Origin of the sequence: Cruoricaptor ignavus (assembly GCF_900141665.1) — a bacterium.
Taxonomy (GTDB): domain Bacteria; phylum Bacteroidota; class Bacteroidia; order Flavobacteriales; family Weeksellaceae; genus Cruoricaptor; species Cruoricaptor ignavus.
The window spans coordinates 49660-66140 of the sequence record NZ_FQYI01000005.1; the positions used below are offsets into that span (position 1 = coordinate 49660).

General features: G+C 45.3%; 17 protein-coding genes. 10 read left to right on the forward strand and 7 right to left on the reverse strand.

All coding sequences use genetic code 11. The features are described 5' to 3' along the window. Positions 1 to 9: 9 nt before the first annotated feature. The gene (locus tag BUB43_RS06225; RefSeq protein WP_073179345.1) at positions 10 to 273 is read right to left on the reverse strand and encodes a hypothetical protein; all 264 of its coding nucleotides are present in this window, start codon (positions 271 to 273) and stop codon (positions 10 to 12) included. Between the two features lie 139 nt (positions 274 to 412). On the opposite strand from BUB43_RS06225, the gene lpdA reads away from it, so the two are divergent. Continuing rightward, complete coding sequence (lpdA, locus tag BUB43_RS06230; protein WP_073179347.1) at positions 413 to 1804, forward strand: dihydrolipoyl dehydrogenase; 1392 nt, start codon at positions 413 to 415, stop codon at positions 1802 to 1804. Between the two features lie 80 nt (positions 1805 to 1884). On the opposite strand, the gene BUB43_RS06235 is transcribed toward lpdA, so the two are convergent. After that, entirely contained in the window at positions 1885 to 2724 is an 840-nt protein-coding gene (locus tag BUB43_RS06235; protein ID WP_073179349.1) for an ion transporter, read from the reverse strand. Positions 2725 to 2771: 47 nt separating this feature from the next. Here BUB43_RS06235 and BUB43_RS06240 point away from each other — a divergent pair, with 47 nt between their 5' ends. After that, the gene (locus BUB43_RS06240) at positions 2772 to 3869 is read left to right on the forward strand and encodes a Nif3-like dinuclear metal center hexameric protein (protein ID WP_073179350.1); all 1098 of its coding nucleotides are present in this window, start codon (positions 2772 to 2774) and stop codon (positions 3867 to 3869) included. 2 nt (positions 3870 to 3871) lie between these two features. Then, the gene (locus tag BUB43_RS06245; RefSeq protein WP_073179352.1) at positions 3872 to 4657 is read left to right on the forward strand and encodes a zinc ribbon domain-containing protein; all 786 of its coding nucleotides are present in this window, start codon (positions 3872 to 3874) and stop codon (positions 4655 to 4657) included. A 27-nt stretch (positions 4658 to 4684) separates the two neighbouring features. Here BUB43_RS06245 and BUB43_RS06250 read toward each other — a convergent pair whose 3' ends face one another. Together BUB43_RS06250 and BUB43_RS06255 are read right to left on the reverse strand one after the other, a co-directional pair. Further along, positions 4685 to 6460 carry an AMP-dependent synthetase/ligase gene (locus BUB43_RS06250; protein WP_073179354.1) on the reverse strand — a complete coding sequence of 592 codons (1776 nt, stop codon included), beginning with the start codon at positions 6458 to 6460 and terminating at the stop codon, positions 4685 to 4687. Positions 6461 to 6555: 95 nt separating this feature from the next. Then, positions 6556 to 8331, reverse strand: coding sequence for an AMP-dependent synthetase/ligase (locus tag BUB43_RS06255; protein ID WP_073179355.1), 1776 nt, complete (start codon positions 8329 to 8331; stop codon positions 6556 to 6558). Positions 8332 to 8456: 125 nt separating this feature from the next. Here BUB43_RS06255 and BUB43_RS06260 point away from each other — a divergent pair, with 125 nt between their 5' ends. From BUB43_RS06260 to BUB43_RS06270, 3 genes are read left to right on the forward strand one after another with little or no spacing between them, the layout of a single operon-like run. Then, positions 8457 to 9599, forward strand: coding sequence for an acyl-CoA dehydrogenase (locus BUB43_RS06260; protein WP_073179551.1), 1143 nt, complete (start codon positions 8457 to 8459; stop codon positions 9597 to 9599). 2 nt (positions 9600 to 9601) lie between these two features. Further along, positions 9602 to 10039 (forward strand): hypothetical protein, encoded by a 438-nt coding sequence (locus BUB43_RS06265; protein ID WP_073179357.1) that lies wholly within the window; start codon positions 9602 to 9604, stop codon positions 10037 to 10039. 54 nt (positions 10040 to 10093) lie between these two features. Further along, on the forward strand, positions 10094 to 10444 hold the full coding sequence (locus BUB43_RS06270; protein ID WP_073179359.1) for a MerR family transcriptional regulator: 351 nt from the start codon (positions 10094 to 10096) through the stop codon (positions 10442 to 10444). Positions 10445 to 10447: 3 nt separating this feature from the next. Here BUB43_RS06270 and BUB43_RS06275 read toward each other — a convergent pair whose 3' ends face one another. Next, on the reverse strand, positions 10448 to 12040 hold the full coding sequence (locus BUB43_RS06275) for a peptide chain release factor 3 (protein ID WP_073179360.1): 1593 nt from the start codon (positions 12038 to 12040) through the stop codon (positions 10448 to 10450). Between the two features lie 57 nt (positions 12041 to 12097). Between BUB43_RS06275 and BUB43_RS06280 the strand changes: the two genes are divergently transcribed. Both BUB43_RS06280 and rdgB read left to right on the forward strand, forming a co-directional pair. After that, on the forward strand, positions 12098 to 12961 hold the full coding sequence (locus BUB43_RS06280; RefSeq protein ID WP_143154052.1) for a CPBP family intramembrane glutamic endopeptidase: 864 nt from the start codon (positions 12098 to 12100) through the stop codon (positions 12959 to 12961). 30 nt (positions 12962 to 12991) lie between these two features. After that, a complete protein-coding gene (gene rdgB, locus BUB43_RS06285; protein WP_073179363.1) occupies positions 12992 to 13567 on the forward strand; it encodes an RdgB/HAM1 family non-canonical purine NTP pyrophosphatase in 576 nt (191 codons plus the stop codon). Between the two features lie 12 nt (positions 13568 to 13579). Here the strand turns inward: rdgB and BUB43_RS06290 are convergent, their stop codons facing one another. Then, on the reverse strand, positions 13580 to 13900 hold the full coding sequence (locus BUB43_RS06290; protein ID WP_159430231.1) for a hypothetical protein: 321 nt from the start codon (positions 13898 to 13900) through the stop codon (positions 13580 to 13582). A 47-nt stretch (positions 13901 to 13947) separates the two neighbouring features. On the opposite strand from BUB43_RS06290, the gene BUB43_RS06295 reads away from it, so the two are divergent. Together BUB43_RS06295 and BUB43_RS06300 are read left to right on the forward strand one after the other, a co-directional pair. Further along, positions 13948 to 14871: a ribonuclease Z gene (locus tag BUB43_RS06295; protein ID WP_073179366.1), complete on the forward strand. Its 924-nt coding sequence runs from the start codon at positions 13948 to 13950 to the stop codon at positions 14869 to 14871. Beyond that, on the forward strand, positions 14868 to 15635 hold the full coding sequence (locus BUB43_RS06300) for a TIGR02757 family protein (RefSeq protein ID WP_073179368.1): 768 nt from the start codon (positions 14868 to 14870) through the stop codon (positions 15633 to 15635). Before BUB43_RS06295 ends, BUB43_RS06300 begins: the two co-directional genes overlap by 4 nt. Positions 15636 to 15644: 9 nt before the next feature. On the opposite strand, the gene rsmA is transcribed toward BUB43_RS06300, so the two are convergent. Beyond that, on the reverse strand, positions 15645 to 16421 hold the full coding sequence (gene rsmA / locus BUB43_RS06305) for a 16S rRNA (adenine(1518)-N(6)/adenine(1519)-N(6))-dimethyltransferase RsmA (protein ID WP_073179370.1): 777 nt from the start codon (positions 16419 to 16421) through the stop codon (positions 15645 to 15647). Between the last annotated feature and the right edge of the window lie 60 nt (positions 16422 to 16481).

Below are 16481 nucleotides of genomic sequence, written 5' to 3' on the forward strand. Positions count from 1 at the left end.
CTCACTCTTTCAGCTAAAATTTCCAAAAAACCCAAACTTCTTGGTTTCCTCGATTTTCAAAAGGCCGTGGGCAATAAGATCCTCTACAAACTCTTCTTCGCTGTTATGTCGCAATTTAATGTCTTCAAAAGTTGCCTTACGGTGCGCATAGGTGTCCATAAATGCCTCATTTGATTCAAAATGCTGCATATCGTGTCGCCTCATCCAGGTTACGAATTGCCTGTGGTCGGGCGCAATGGTGCTTTTGTTCCTTTTTACAAGCGTATATTTCATGGTGGAGGTTTGCAGACAAATTTACTTAAACTGATATATATCATCATATTAATTTTATATTAAAATTTGTGATGTGCATTACCAGGAAGGGATGTCTTTTAGACTGTTTTTTTCGTAAATTCGCAGAAAGTTTTTTACAATGAACTACGATATCATCGTCATCGGTTCTGGTCCCGGTGGATATGTTGCGGCAATTCGTGCGGCGCAGCTTGGTTTTAAAACGGCAATCATCGAAAAGGAAAACCTTGGCGGCATCTGCTTGAACTGGGGCTGCATCCCAACGAAAGCGCTTCTGAAATCTGCCCAGGTTTTTAATTATCTAAAGCACGCCGAAGATTACGGCCTTAATAAAGTTGAAAATCCAGGCTTTGATTTTGACAAGGTAGTGCAGAGAAGCCGCGGCGTAGCGCAGAAGATGAGTGGCGGAATTTCCTTCCTGATGAAGAAGAACAAGATTGATGTGATTATGGGAACGGCGAAGCTGAAGCCAGGCAAAAAGGTTTCTGTTTCGGATGAAAATGGCGAAACGAAGGAGTATTCTGCAAGCCACATCATCATAGCAACCGGTGCCCGTTCAAGGGAACTGCCGAATCTTCCGCAGGATGGCAAGAAAGTCATCGGTTACCGCCAGGCTCTGAATTTGCCGCAGCTTCCGAAATCGATGATTGTGGTAGGCTCCGGAGCGATAGGTGTGGAATTCGCGGATTTCTACAACTCTATGGGAACGAAGGTTACGATTGTGGAGTTTATGCCTACAATTCTTCCGGTGGAAGATGAGGAGGTTTCTAAGCATATGGAAAAATCCCTGAAGAAATCCGGCATTGAAATTATGACGAGTTCTTCTGTGGAAAGTGTGGATACTTCCGGCGAAGGCATAAAAGCGAAGGTGAAAACGAAAGACGGCGAAACCACGCTGGAAGCGGACATCCTGCTTTCTGCGGTGGGCATCACTTCCAATGTGGATGGGCAGGGCTTTGAAGAAGTGGGCATCAAAACCGAAAAAGGTAAGGTGGTGGTGAACGAGTGGTACGAGACTTCTGTGCCGGGCTACTATGCAATTGGCGATATTCTGCCCACGCAGGCTCTGGCACATGTTGCGTCTGCGGAAGGCATTACCTGCGTTGAAAAAATCAAGGGACTTCATACGGAAAAAATCGACTACGGCAATATTCCTGGCTGCACTTATTGCCATCCTGAAGTGGCATCCGTAGGCCTTACGGAAAAGCAGGCGAAGGAAAAAGGCCTGGAAATAAGGGTAGGGAAATTCCCGCTTTCAGCTTCTGGGAAAGCCACTGCCAACGGAAATACGGATGGCTTCATCAAAGTGATTTTCGATGCGAAGTACGGTGAGTGGCTGGGCTGCCATATGGTGGGCGACGGCGTAACGGATATGATTGCAGAAGCTGTGGTAGCGCGCAAGCTGGAAACTACGGGCCACGAAATTCTGAAATCCGTGCATCCGCACCCTACAATTTCCGAAGCAGTGATGGAAGCCGTAGCAGCAGCCTACGGTGAAGTGATACATATTTAAAGCGCCAAGGCTTTTTTAAGGCAAAAAAAGGCAAGGGTAAAAAGCGTTCCGCCTGGTTTTAGCTTAAAACTTTTACTTTTTTAGCTGACAAACTTTTCGCCGCACTTCTTGCAGTAAACGGCATCCAAATCATTATCGGTCTGGCAGCGTGGGCAGGCTTTGCAGCTCCTCGCCTGTTCCCGAAAGCGCGCCGTAACGATACCGGTAGGTACGGCGATGATGCTATAACCGGCAAGCATCACCAAGATGGACAGGAATTTACCAATTGCGGTAGAAGGGGTGGCGTCTCCATAACCTACGGTGGTAATTGTAACCACCGCCCAGTAAATACTTTGAGGAATGCTGGTAAAACCTTCGCTACCGCCCTCTACTACATGCATGGCCGCGCCGATAATAGTTATGAAGATTATCATAAAAAGCAAGAAAACATAGATTTTCCTGGAACTTTCTTTTAATGCGGAGACGATGTAATGCCCGTCATTCATATAGTCTGCAAGATTGAAAATCCGGAAAATCCTGAGCAGGCGCAGCATCCTGAAAATCATAAAATAATGTAAATCAGGGTATACCATTCCCAGATAGAACGGCACAAGGGATAAGACATCCAGCAGACCGAGAGGGCTGAGGATATAATCCTCCTTGTTTTTTACGGAGAGGATTCGCAGTAAATATTCAATAGTGAAAATAGTGGTAATTGCCGCCTCGGTGTAGAAAAACACACGGTGGTAGAGGATGTCGATTGCCGGTACGGTCTCCAGCATAATCACCATCGTACTTATGACGATCAATATGAGGAGGATAATATCAAAAATCTTCCCGCCAGGCGTATCCGAATAATAAATGATTCGGAAAATTTTTTTCAGAAATTTATTGTTTACGGGCACCAAGTTGTGTTCTGGCCTAATTCTATGCGTTTCCAAAGCAGAGGTTTTTCACTGCAAAAATATTAACTTAGCAAAAAAAACCGATGACAATTCGTGATTTTTCTGGATGGCTTGACGAAAAATTCAGCATCCGGCAGGCTGAAGATTTTGATAATGCAGGCTTGCTCTGCGGAAAAGCGGACAGGGAAATCCGTGCCGTGCTGATTTGCCACGATGCGCTGGAAAGCGTTGTGGACGAGGCTTTGCAGAAAGATGCGAATTTTATCTTGTGCTTTCATCCCATCATTTTTTCGGGAATAAAATCTTTAACCGGGAAAAACTATGTGGAAAAGGCGGTGATGAGGGCCATCGAAAATAAGGTGGCGATATATGCGGTGCACACAGCTTTCGACAATGATTATTGGGGCGTGAATTTTGAGATTTGCGAAAAATTGGGGCTGGAAAATCAGAAGATATTAATGCCGAAGAAGGAAAACCTGCAGCAGATAGTGGTGCATACGCCGAAAGATGCGGTGGAAAAGGTGAAGCAGGCGGCCTTTGATGCTGGTGCAGGAAACATTGGCTTTTATGATGAATGCTCTTTCAAAGTTAGTGGTGATGGCACTTTCCGGCCTTTGCCCGGTTCAGATCCTACCACCGGAGATATTGGTGAGAGGGAAGAGAGCGCGGAAGATATGCTGTTCTTCATCTTTGAAAAATTTAAGCAGAATAAAATCCTGAACGCGTTAAAAGCCGTGCACCCGTACGAAGAAGTGGCGTACCAAATTTATCAGCTGGAAAATGAAAACCAGTATTCCGGTTTGGGAAGGTACGGCGATTTTGCCGAGGAAATTTCCGCGGAAGATTTCCTGCAAAAGGTGAAGGAAACCTTCGGGCTGAAAGTGATACGGCATTCGGAAAATTTTGGCAAGAAAATAAAGCGGGTAGGTGTACTGGGAGGAAGCGGCGCGTCCGGAATTTCGGCGGCAAAGGCTGCAGGCTGCGATGCGTACCTTACCGGAGATTTGAAGTACCACGATTTTTTTCAGGCGGAAGGCAGGCTGCTGCTTTGCGACATCGGGCATTTCGAATCGGAGCAGTGGGTAAAGTTGCAGCTTTTTAAAATTTTGTCCGAAAAATTTAGTAATTTTGCCGTCTTACAATCAGAAGTAGATACCAATCCTGTAAAATATTACCTGTAACAATGGCGAAAACGAATACCGAGATTTCCGTAGAGGACAAGCTGAGAGCGCTGTATGATTTGCAAATCATCGATTCAAGGCTGGATGAGATCCGAAATACGCGTGGCGAGCTGCCGATGGAAGTGGAAGACCTTGAGAACGAGATAGAAGGGCTGGAAAAGCGCGCCGAAAAGTTCCGCACCGAGATTAAGGAGCAGAACGATGAGATTAAAAATAAGAAAGAGGTTATTAATCATGCTAATACACTGATTGAGAAGTATAAATCTCAACAAAATAATGTGCGTAACAATAAGGAATTTGAATCTTTGGGCAAGGAGATTGAATATCAGGAGCTGGAAATTCAGCTGGCGGAAAAGCGCATCAGGGAGTTTGATGCAAAAATTTCTTTAAAGAAAGAGAACCTTGACGAATTGACTGAAAAAATAGCGAGCTCTGCAGAACATCTCAAGTTTAAGAAAAACGAGCTGGAAGGCTTAATCAGCGAAACGCAGAAGGAAGAAGAATACCTGCTTGAAAAATCTCAAGAGTTTGCGGCAAAAATCGATGAGAGGAATCTTGCGGCATACAGGAGAATCCGCGAAAATTCCGTGAACGGGCTTGCTGTGGTAGGTGTAGAAAGAGGTGCAGCGAAAGGCTCTTATTTTACTATACCGCCGCAGAAGCAAATGGAAATAGCCCAGAGGAAAAAAATCATTATTGATGAACATTCCGGGAAAATCCTCGTAGATGACGAGCTTGTGAATGAAGAAAATGAAAAAATGAAGGAAGTGATAGCATTTCGTGAATAAAAAAAACCGCTGATTTCAGCGGTTTTTTTATTTTCTGCCGTACAGCTTATTGATTTTATCTTTATATTTTTCTTTAATTACCTTTCGCTTCAGTTTCAGAGTTGGTGTCAGCTGGCCATCATCGATTGACCATACATCTGCAGTAAGTTCAATTTTTTTAATTTTTTCCCACTTGCCAAGGCTTTTGTTCAGCAATTCGATATCCTGCATTATCCGGTCCTTTAAAAGCTGATTTTCTGCAATCTCTTCCGGAGTTCGGCCGATATCATATCCTTTCCGCTCTGCCCACATTTGTGCAAAATTAAAGTCCGGCTGAATGAGCGCGGTCGGCATTTTTTCACCTTCGCCTACCACCATTATCTGTTCTATAAATTTTGAAGCTTTAGCCTGATTTTCAATTATTTGCGGTGCAATATACTTTCCTCCGGAAGTTTTAAACATTTCCTTCTTGCGGTCGGTGATTTTCAGAAAACCATCCGAGTCCAGATGCCCTATGTCGCCCGTTTTAAAGAAGCCGTCTTCAGTGAACGCTTCCTTGGTAATCTCATCGTGGTTGTAGTAGCCCATAAAGACCGAAGGCCCTTTCACAGTAATCTCGCCATCCTCAGCGATGCGTACCTCGTAGCTTTTCAGAGGCAGCCCCGTGGTCCCTATTTTGTTGTGCTGAAAAGAATTTACCGATATTACAGGAGAGGTTTCCGTAAGCCCATAGCCTTCCATTACCGGGATTCCTGCATTGGTAAATAGCTTGTTGATGCGTTCTGAAAGCGCCGCAGAACCGCAAATAAGAGAAACAATATTTCCGCCAAGTCCTTCTCTCCATTTGCTGAATACGAGTTTGTCGGCGATGTGCTCGCGAAGGTTGGAAGGCTTACCGGTAGTATTGCGGCATTCGTTCACTCTAAGAGCCCAGTGGAAAATCTTTGATTTTATTCCTCCTGCCTGATCGCCCTTCTCATAAATTTTGTCATACATTTTCTCCAGCAGCCTCGGTACCACGGTCATATAATGTGGTTTTGCAAATTGGATATTTTCACTAATATTTTCGATGCTGTCAGAAAAGTTAATAGAAATACCGTTATAAATATACAGATAATACACCATTCTCTCAATTACATGGCATATCGGCAATACACTTACCGCACGAAGATCCCTATAATCTGCATTGGCATCAATGGGGAACCGCTCGCTGCATTCCATCATATTGTTAATCAGATTTTTATGGCTCAGCATCACGCCCTTTGGCCGCCCAGTAGTGCCCGAGGTGTAAATGATTGTCGCCAGATCTTCGTGTTTAATGTTTGCTGAAATCCCGTCGACCTCCTTCTGATTTTCCTCAGGAATACCGAGGTGATAGACCTCTTTCCAGCTTGCCGCCCCGGGAATATCGTCAAAAGTATAAACCGCCTTCAGTGTGGGCACTTCCGACCTGATTGCCTCTACTTTTTCGTAAAGTGAAAGGTCTGAAAGAAAGCAGTAGTTTACCTGCGCATCATTAAAGATAAATTTATAATCCTGCTCGGAGATCGTAGGGTACACAGGTACGGAGACCGCGCCGACTCTGGAAATTGCAAATTCTGCCAATGCCCATTCGATACGGCTGGATGAGGTTATAAGCACAATTCTGTCTCCTGGTTTAATGCCGAGTTTCAGTAGGCCGCGGGCAAGCGTGTTGCCCATATTGATAAACTCCTCTGTACTGATTTTCTGCCACACCCCGTTGAGTTTGGATGCCATCATCACGGGCTGAGGATAGCGGTTTAATGCATAGTATGCTACATCAAATAAGCGTTCAACTTTCATTTGTTTAATTTTTCATAAAGTTAAACAATATTTTCAATATGACAAATGTCATAGAAAAATTTCGAAAAAAAATAATTTCAATGATCCCTGCTTACTCATCTTCTGCCGTACATCTGATCAATCAGATCCCTATATTTTTCTTTAATAACTTTCCGTTTAAGTTTTAGGGTAGGGGTGAGCTCTCCGCCGTCGATAGACCAGACATCCCCGGTAAGCTCAATTTTTTTAATCTGCTCCCAATTTCCAAGGGTTTTATTCAGAAGCTCTATGTCCTGCATAATACGGTCCTTCAATATCTGGTTTTTTGCAATTTCTTCGGGCGTATTTCCGATGTTGTGGCCTTTTCTCTCTGCCCAGGCCTTGGCAAAATCAAAGTCAGGTTGTATAAGCGCAGTCGGCATTTTCTCCCCTTCGCCCACAACCATAATTTGCTCAATGAACTTTGATGCTTTTGCCTGGTTTTCAATGACTTGCGGAGCTATATATTTCCCTCCGGAAGTTTTAAACATTTCTTTCTTTCTGTCAGTAATTTTCAGATATCCTTCGCCGTCTATATGGCCTATGTCGCCGGTTTTAAAGAAACCATCCTCCGTAAAAACATCGCGGGTCATTTCCTCATTGTTGTAGTAGCCCAGAAATACGGACGGCCCTTTCACGGTGATTTCCCCGTCCTCCGCAATGCGCACCAGGCAGCTCTCCAGCGGGATGCCTACGGTGCCCAGCTTTCTTTTCTGAAAAGAATTTACGGCTATTACGGGGGAGGTTTCGGTAAGGCCGTAGCCCTCCAAAATTGGGATGCCGGCGTTATTGAATATTTTATTCAGCCTTTCGGAGAGTGCCGCGGAACCACAGATCAGTGCGGCGATGTTCCCGCCCAGTGCCTCGCGCCATTTCCTGAAAACCAGCCTGTCAGCGAGGATTTCCCGCAGGTTCTTCGGTTTGGTAAATTCCTTTCTGCCCTCGTTTACTTCCAGCGCCCAGTGAAATATTTTTGATTTAAATCCGCCGGCTTCTGTGCCTTTCTGATAAATTTTATCATATACTTTTTCTACCACGCGCGGCACCACCGTCATAAAATGCGGTTTTATTTCCTGCATATTTTCGCTCATTTTATCGATACTTTCCGCGAAATACACGGAGAAGCCGTTGATCTGATACATATAGAAAAGCATCCGCTCGAAGACATGGCAAATCGGCAGAAAGCTCAGCGCCTTGGTGTCGCTAGTCTCCACACCGCGCAGCTTCGGGATCCGGTGCGAGCAGTCTTTAGCATTGCTCACAATGTTTTTGTGAGATAGCATCACGCCTTTCGGCTTTCCGGTGGTGCCGGAGGTATAGATGATAGTAGCCAGATCTTCCTCGTGGATGGCTTTCGCGAGGTCGTCAACTTCTATTTGCGTCGTTTCATTTTTTCCAAGATCGGGGATTTCGTTCCAGTTTGGCGCGCCCTCCACCTCATCGAAGGTAAAAACGCCCATCAATCCAGGAGCATTCCGCTTTGCGGACAGCACTTTTTCATACAGTTCAGCATCGGAAACAAAGCAATAGTTCACCCCGGAATCATTGAAAATATATTCATACTCGTCCCGGGAGATGGTGGGGTAAATGGGCACCGTAACGGCACCTATCTGCAGGATTGCGAAGTCCATCACGGCCCACTCATTACGCGATGCGGAAGTAATTAGCGCAATTTTGTCGCCCGGTTTTATCCCCATTTTTAAGAGGCCTCTGGAGGTGGCATTGCCTATGTTTATAAACTGCTTCGTGCTGAGCGTCTGCCATCTGCCGCGATATTTCGAACCGAACATCACCTCTTGGGGAAATTTTTCTGCCTGAAAATATGGGATGTCAAAAAGCCTTTTTGGAGTCATATAAATTATTTTCGATAAAATTAAACTTTTTTGCAAAATATGCAAAATGTCATAAAACCATACCGGCACAGCAGGCGGTGGAGATTTGGGGGAAAAGCCTTACATTTACCAAAATTTTTTTGAAAATGAACTTTAATCTTTCCGAAGAGCAGCTGATGATACAGCAGGCTGCACGGGATTTTGCCCAGAACGAACTGTTGCCAGGCGTCATAGAGCGAGACAGGGATCAAAAATTCCCCCAAGAGCAGGTAAGAAAAATGGCGGAGCTTGGCTTCCTTGGGATGATGGTGGACCCGAAGTACGGCGGTGCAGGGCTGGATGCCATCTCCTATGTGGTGGCGATGGAAGAAATCGCTAAGGTGGATGCTTCCGCAGCGGTGATAATGTCGGTAAATAACTCGCTGGTGTGCGCCGGGCTGGAAAAATACGCCAGCGAAGACCAAAAAATGAAATACCTGGCGCCGCTAGCTAGCGGGGAGGTGATAGGCGCATTCGCACTTTCTGAGCCTGAGGCCGGCTCGGACGCTACTTCGCAGAAAACCACGGCGGAAGATAAGGGCGATTACTACCTGCTGAACGGCACAAAAAACTGGATCACCAACGGTGGTACGGCGCAGTACTACATCGTGATAGCACAGACAAATCCTGAAAAAAGACACCACGGCATCAACGCGTTCATCGTGGAGAAGGGCTGGGATGGTTTCCAGGTAGGGCCGAAGGAAGATAAGCTCGGCATCCGCGGGAGCGACACGCATTCCCTGCTCTTTACCGATGTGAAGGTACCTAAAGAAAACAGAATCGGGGAGGATGGTTTCGGTTTTAAATTCGCAATGAATGTGCTGAACGGCGGCAGGATCGGCATTGCCTCCCAGGCGCTTGGCATTGCGGAGGGAGCCTATCAGCTCGCGTTGAAGTACGCTCAGGAAAGAAAATCCTTCGGGACGGAAATTATAAACCATCAGGCGGTAGCTTTCAAACTTGCAGATATGGCTACAGAAATAGCCGCCGCAAGGATGCTGGTATGGAAGGCAGCAGCGGAAAAAGATGAGGGCAGGGATATCTCCGAGAGCGGTGCTATGGCGAAGCTTTACGCATCGAAAGTGGCGATGGATACTACCGTGGAAGCCGTGCAGATCCACGGTGGATACGGCTATGTGAAGGAATACCATGTAGAGCGGATGATGCGTGATGCGAAGATTACGCAGATCTATGAAGGTACTTCGGAAATCCAGAAAATAGTAATTTCAAGAGCAATTCAAAAAAAATAAAAATGGCAGCAACAATTTACACAGATAACCTTGAGCCGGAAAAAAAGTCTGGAAACGGCTTCAGGAAAACGCTCATCTGGCTTAGCCTAGTGGGGCTACTGATCCTGGGTGGCTGGATTTGGTACAAATATTATTTTGTCTTTGGCACCGGGGTAAAATCCGGATACCTGAACTATGCTGTTTACAAAGGCAACATCTTTAAAACCTACGAAGGAAAGTTGATTCAGCAAGGCTTCTCCGCAGGAAGCGGAAGGAATACGCAGATAGGCGGTGTGCAGAGCAACGAGTTTGAATTTTCGATTGAGAACGAGCAGATTTTCAAGCAGTTAGAAGGTGCAAGCGGAAGATATGTGGACCTGCATTACAAGGAATACCACGCAGCGTTGCCTTGGCGCGGAAACACACGCTATGTGGTGGACGAAGTTCGAAATATGAAGTAAAAATATTGATCAAACCGCACGGGAAAATGGTGCGGTTTTTTTATTTTCGCATTAATGAAAATTAATCTTCCGGATAAGCTCTATTATTCCATCGGCGAAGTGGCCGACGCATTTAAAGTAAATACTTCGCTGATACGGTATTGGGAAAAGGAATTCCCGATCATCCGCCCGAAGAAAAATGCGAAGGGCAACCGCTATTTCACGCCGGAAGATGTGAAGCATTTCCAGATGATTTACCATTTGGTGAAGGAAAAGGGCTACACTTTGGACGGCGCAAGAATCGCACTGACAACCAATGAACGCATCCCTGAAACCATTTCGGTAATAGACCGGCTGCAATTCGTAAAAGCAGAGCTGAACAAGCTCAAAGAAATGCTTGTGGAAAAGGTTGAAGAAACGCCATAAACCTTAATCCCTCCACTCACTAATAAAATGCAGTTTCACATTTGGAAACTTGTCCTGCGTCATTTGGATGGTGAAGGCGGAATCTGCAAGAAATACAAGCTGCCCGAATTTATCGCGAGCTAAAAAACGCTGCTTTAGCCGTGCAAATTCTTTAAACTCCTCCGATTTTTCATCGGCTTCTACCCAGCACGCTTTGTGGATGGAAAGCGGCTCATAGCTGCATTTTGCACCGTATTCATGCTCCAGACGATATTGTATGACTTCATATTGCAGCGCACCAACTGTGCCGATGATTTTGCGGCCGTTCATTTCCAGCGTGAAAAGCTGCGCCACACCTTCATCCATCAGCTGATCGATTCCCTTGGCAAGCTGCTTGGCTTTCAGCGGATCATCATTATTAATGTAGCGGAAATGCTCCGGCGAAAATGCAGGGATTCCCTTGAAATGCAGTTTTTCTCCAGCCGTCAAAGTATCGCCGATGCGGAAGTTTCCCGTGTCGTGAAGCCCCACGATGTCGCCCGGAAAACTCTCATCCACCACCTCTTTTTTATCCGCGAAAAACGCATTCGGCGAAGAAAATTTCATCTTCTTGCCTTCCCGAACCAGCAGGTAATTTTCATTTCGGCGGAAAGTCCCTGAAACTATCTTTACGAAAGCCAGCCTGTCCCGGTGCTTCGGATCCATATTGGCGTGAATTTTAAACACAAAACCGCTAAAGTTCTTCTCCACCGGCTCTACGGTGCGCTCTTCCGCTTCCTTTGGCTGCGGCATCGGTGCAATTTCGATGAAGGCATCCAACAATTCCCTCACGCCAAAATTATTAAGCGCAGAGCCGAAAAACACCGGCTGCAAATCGCCCCTCATATATTCTTCCCGGTTGAAAGGCGGGTAAACTGTTTCCACAAGTTCCGCTTCTTCGCGCAAAGTGGCTGCCGCTTTTTCGCCGATGAGTTCATCAACCTTGGCATCGTTCAGGTCGTCGATTTTTACGGATTCGCCTACTTTTTGCTTTTTTTCTTCCAGGAAAAATTCGATATTTTTCTCCCAAAGATTATAGATGCCTTGGAACTGCGCACCCATACCAATCGGCAGAGAAAGCGGCGTGACGGTGAGCCCAAGTTTCTGCTCCACCTCGTCCAGCAGATCGAACGCATCCTTTCCTTCGCGGTCCAGCTTGTTGATGAAAACCAGCATCGGAATTTTCCGCATCCTGCACACCTGTACCAGTTTTTCGGTTTGCTCCTCCACACCTTTTGCCACATCTATCACCACGATTACGGAATCTACCGCCGTCAAAGTTCGGTAGGTATCCTCCGCAAAATCTTTGTGGCCGGGCGTATCTAAAATATTGATTTTGTGGCCTTTATATTCAAAAGCAAGAACGGAAGTTGCCACGGAAATTCCTCTCTGCCGCTCGATTTCCATAAAGTCGGAAGTTGCGCCTTTTTTGATTTTGTTGGATTTCACGGCGCCTGCTTCCTGAATGGCACCTCCAAAAAGCAGCAGCTTTTCGGTGAGCGTGGTTTTTCCGGCATCAGGGTGAGAAATGATGCCGAAGGTTTTGCGTTTTTTTATTTCCTGTAGAAGGTCTGCCATCGTTTAATTTAAAACCGCAAAAATCGTGATTTTTACTGAACCGTAAAAGTTTTATATTTGCCTGAAATCCACCAGCGGATGCTGAAAAAATCGTTTCTGCCCGAATATATTTTTGATTTAAAATCGTTCCTGATAATGCTTGCAGGGATGTTTGCCGCAAGTCTCTTTCCTGCGCTGATAGCCGGGATCTGCCTTCTCGTGTTTCAGAAAGATTTGCAGACGGAGCCGTTTTTCATGATCGTCCTAAACAGCAGCGGGCTCCTTGGTGCTATCTTCGCCTTCGATTTTTTCTCATGCAGACCGGCTATAGGCGAAGCATTAAATTTTAATTTAAAACCTTCAAAACCAGAAGTTTACCTTGTCATTTTTCCGATGATGCTCGGGATGATGCTCATCTCCGAATTCCTAGTCTCGCTGGTGCCTGTCACCGGCCCGGTTTTTGGAAAATGGTACGACACCTTCGCCCGCGCAATGGAGATGGTCTCAATGGACACACCCACAATGCTAGTGATGACGGTCGGTTTCGCGCCGGTATTGGAAGAAATTATTTTCCGGGGGATTATTCAAAAAGGTCTGCAGAATAAAGGCTGGCAACCAATTTCCGCAATTATATTTTCTTCGCTCCTTTTTGCCATTATTCACGGAAATCCCTGGCAGGCGATAGGGGCGTTTCTGCTCGGCTTCGTCCTCGGCTTCGTGTACTGGCGTACGGGTTCGCTGCTGAATTCCATCTTGTTGCACGCCTTTAACAATCTGGTTTCCTGCCTTTTAATTCTCAGTTCAAATTCCGAAAGTTTTGAAATTGCTTTTAACATAGAAGGCTGGAAGTTATTTTTTGCAGGATGTTTAATTTTTGGTGTCGCATTTTATTTTTTTAATAAACTGCCTGCTGAAGATTCAAGGGGACAACAATTTGTTTAAAGTTTTCTAATTTTTAATTCGAAAAAAAGATTGATGAAATCTATCCTTATCGCCACGCACAACGAACACAAGAAAGATGAAATCCGCCAGATTTTGGGCGATGATTTTTTGGTGAAAAGCCTCTCGGATTTTGAGCTTCACGATGAGATTGTGGAAGACGGAAATTCGTTTGAAGACAATGCCCTAATCAAGGCGAAATATTGCTTCGAGAAAACTGGAATCCCAAGCATTGGCGATGATTCTGGATTGGTGGTGGAAGCGCTTGACGGAAGGCCTGGGATCTATTCCGCAAGGTATGCCGGCGACCACGATTTTGATAAAAATATCGCGAAAGTTTTGGAAGAAATGCAGGGGAAAACCAATCGAAATGCATATTTCATAACGGTACTGTGCTATTTTGATGAAAACGGCGCGCAGTTTTTCGAAGGTAGAGTTTACGGCGAACTTTTAACGGAAAACAAAGGCCATAAAGGTTTTGGCTACGACCCGATTTTCGTTCCAGAAGGCTGTGACAGGACTTTTGCCGAAATGCAGCCCGAAGAAAAAAACGCCATCAGCCACAGAAAAAGGGCGTTTGATAAGTTGATTGAGAAATTTGGAAGTTGAGAAATCAGGGATTTAGCGAATAAAATTAATTATCGCTAAAATCGCACCGATAATGGTGATAACTTGCCCCAAACCTACCATCACAATAAATTTCAGCGTATCATTCTTGTTGTCCGCCATTTCCTTTCTCAGCTGGGTCATCTCAGAATGAAGGTCATTTTTTGTCACAAGAATGTTAGATTTTTCGTCGAACTTCTGGTCAACGGTCTGCTCAATTCTCGAAACAAATTCCCGCGCTTTCTCAGCATCCGGAATAAATTCCTGAGTAAGTTGGAAAAGTTTTAAACTTGTTGCTGCATCCATCGCCAAGCATTTATGCAAATATAATGACAAAAATCAAAACTTTGTTTCGTAAATTTACAGCCTTTTAACAAAAAATTTTGAGCGCCTTTCTCACGATCCTCGGTTTTAATTCTGCGATTCCCACCGTCAATTCTTCGCCCACAGCACAGCTGCTGGAAATGGAAGAGCGCCACTTCCTCATCGATTGCGGCGAAGGCACCCAGGTGCAATTGCGGAAAGCAAGGGCGAAATTTTCGAAAATCAACCACATTTTCATCTCGCATCTTCACGGCGATCACTGCTTCGGTTTGCCAGGTTTAATTGCAAGCTTCAGGCTTCTGGGCAGGGAAACGCCGCTGCACATCTACGGTCCGAAAGGCATTCAGGAAATGCTGGAAACCATCTTCCGAATCACCGAAACGCAGCGCGGTTTTGAGGTGGTTTACCACGAACTTCAGGGCAGAAATTCCGAAAAGATTTTCGAAGACAAAAAGGTGGAAGTCTTCACGATTCCGCTCAATCACCGCATCTATTGCAACGGCTACCTTTTCCGCGAAAAGCCGAAGCCAAGGCATCTGGATATGCAGGAAATTGCCAAGTATCCGGAAATTCAAGTCTGCGATTATCAGAATTTGAAGGACGGTAAAGATTTTCTTCTGAGCGATGGCTATCTGCTTAAAAATGAATCACTTACAAAAAAACCAGACCGCTCCGTTTCCTACGCTTTCTGCAGCGATACCCGCTATTCTGAAAGCATCATCCCCATAATTCAGGATGTGGATGTGCTATACCACGAAGCCACTTTTCTGCAGGAACTCAAGGAAATGGCAGATTTTACAGGGCATTCCACAGCGCTGGAAGCCGCAAGAATTGCGCGGAAAGCGAATGCCGGCAAACTGATTCTCGGGCATTTTTCGAACCGATATCCCGATAGAAGCGTTTTCACCGATGAAGCCCGCGAAATTTTCCCGAACAGCTTTCTGCCAACGGCTTTGGAACGCATTGAAATTTTGCCGAAATGAATTTCGATGGGCTGAAAATTTTCCTCGATGAAAAGGCGGATTTCTACAATGTTCCTGATTTTATAGAAAACGACCCGATCAGCATTCCGCACCGTTTTTCGCAGAAACAGGACATCGAAATTGCAGGTTTTTTAGCGGCCACAATTTCCTGGGGAAACCGAAAATCGATTTTGAAATCAGCGGAAAAAATGCTGAATTTTATGGACAATTCGCCGTATGATTTCGTGCTGAATTTTAAGCCAAAAGATTTGCAATCCATTGAAAACCAGAGTATTCACAGAACTTTTAACGGTGAAGATTTTGCGGAATTCCTAAAAAATCTGCAGCGGCTTTACCGTGAAAATTCTTCGCTTGAAAACCTGTTTATCCTGGAAGAAAGTGAGGCTAATTTTTACCATTCGCTCGAAAGATTCCGCAATGCGTTTTTCGCTGAAAATCAGCAGCATAGAAGCAGGAAGCACATCAGCTCCACTTACAAAAATTCTTCGGCAAAGCGGATGATGATGTTTTTGCGATGGATGGTTCGCCAGGATAAAAAAGGGGTGGATTTCGGTATCTGGCAAGAGCTTTCACCGAAAAACTTATCGATTCCGCTGGATGTTCACACCGGAAATATTTCCCGAAAATTAGGACTGGTTTCCCGAAAACAAAACGACTGGAAAACTGTGGAGGAGCTGGATATGGCCATACGCAAAATGAACGCCGATGACCCTGCAAAATACGATTTCGCGCTGTTTGGCCTGGGCATTTCGAAGGAAATTTAATCGGGCAGATTACCGAACGGCGGAAATTTCCCATTCATTTGCAAAGCGGATAAAGTCTTCCACGGAAAGCTCTTCGGCGCGCTTTTCCAGGAATGGATGAGCCTTTAATTCTTCCGGGATGCTCAGCGGTTTCAGCGCGTTGGAAAGCTTTTTCCGCCTTTGATTGAAGCCGGTTTTCACAATCTGCCGGAAAAGATTTTCATTGCCCTGCAAACCGTCCTTCGGATTTCGCGCCAATCTTATCACGCCGGATTTCACCTTTGGCGGCGGACTGAACACATTTTCGTTCACAGTAAAAAGATAATCTACGCTGAAGTACGCCTGCACTATAACCGATAGTATGCCATAATCCTTGCTGCGCGGCTTTGCGGCCACCCTTTCAGCCACTTCCTTTTGGAACATCCCCACCATTTCAGGAATTTGCCGGTAAAAATCCACGATTTTAAACAAAATCTGCGACGAAATATTGTAAGGAAAATTGCCGATTACTGAAATTTCCTCATCATTTACAAAGGAAAAATCCGTCTGAAGAAAATCACCGATGAAGCTAGCAGCGTTCAGTTTTTGATAGTTAAACTGCAGATAATCAATGGATTCCTTATCAATTTCCGCTAGCCAGATTTTGCGGTCGGTTTCCAGCAGGTATTTCGTGAGAACGCCCATGCCAGGCCCTACTTCCAGAATGTGTTCCGCCTTGCAAAAATCCAGGGAATGCACGATTTTCCGGGCGATATTTTCATCCGTGAGAAAATGCTGGCCGAGATGCTTTTTCGCTTTTACACTCAATGCTTTCAGTTTTTGCCTGGCTGTGGAAGCGGCAAATTTCGCAAGATTTTTCTATTTTAG

Excerpts from the sequence above, each read along its gene's own strand:
- BUB43_RS06225 (WP_073179345.1), bottom strand. The coding sequence starts at position 273 with ATGAAATATACGCTTGTAAAAAGGAACAAAAGCACCATTGCGCCCGAC.
- lpdA (WP_073179347.1), top strand. The coding sequence starts at position 413 with ATGAACTACGATATCATCGTCATCGGTTCTGGTCCCGGTGGATATGTT.
- BUB43_RS06240 (WP_073179350.1), top strand. The coding sequence starts at position 2,772 with ATGACAATTCGTGATTTTTCTGGATGGCTTGACGAAAAATTCAGCATC.
- BUB43_RS06245 (WP_073179352.1), top strand. The coding sequence starts at position 3,872 with ATGGCGAAAACGAATACCGAGATTTCCGTAGAGGACAAGCTGAGAGCG.
- BUB43_RS06250 (WP_073179354.1), bottom strand. The coding sequence starts at position 6,460 with ATGAAAGTTGAACGCTTATTTGATGTAGCATACTATGCATTAAACCGC.
- BUB43_RS06255 (WP_073179355.1), bottom strand. The coding sequence starts at position 8,331 with ATGACTCCAAAAAGGCTTTTTGACATCCCATATTTTCAGGCAGAAAAA.
- BUB43_RS06260 (WP_073179551.1), top strand. The coding sequence starts at position 8,457 with ATGAACTTTAATCTTTCCGAAGAGCAGCTGATGATACAGCAGGCTGCA.
- BUB43_RS06265 (WP_073179357.1), top strand. The coding sequence starts at position 9,602 with ATGGCAGCAACAATTTACACAGATAACCTTGAGCCGGAAAAAAAGTCT.
- BUB43_RS06270 (WP_073179359.1), top strand. The coding sequence starts at position 10,094 with ATGAAAATTAATCTTCCGGATAAGCTCTATTATTCCATCGGCGAAGTG.
- BUB43_RS06275 (WP_073179360.1), bottom strand. The coding sequence starts at position 12,040 with ATGGCAGACCTTCTACAGGAAATAAAAAAACGCAAAACCTTCGGCATC.
- BUB43_RS06300 (WP_073179368.1), top strand. The coding sequence starts at position 14,868 with ATGAATTTCGATGGGCTGAAAATTTTCCTCGATGAAAAGGCGGATTTC.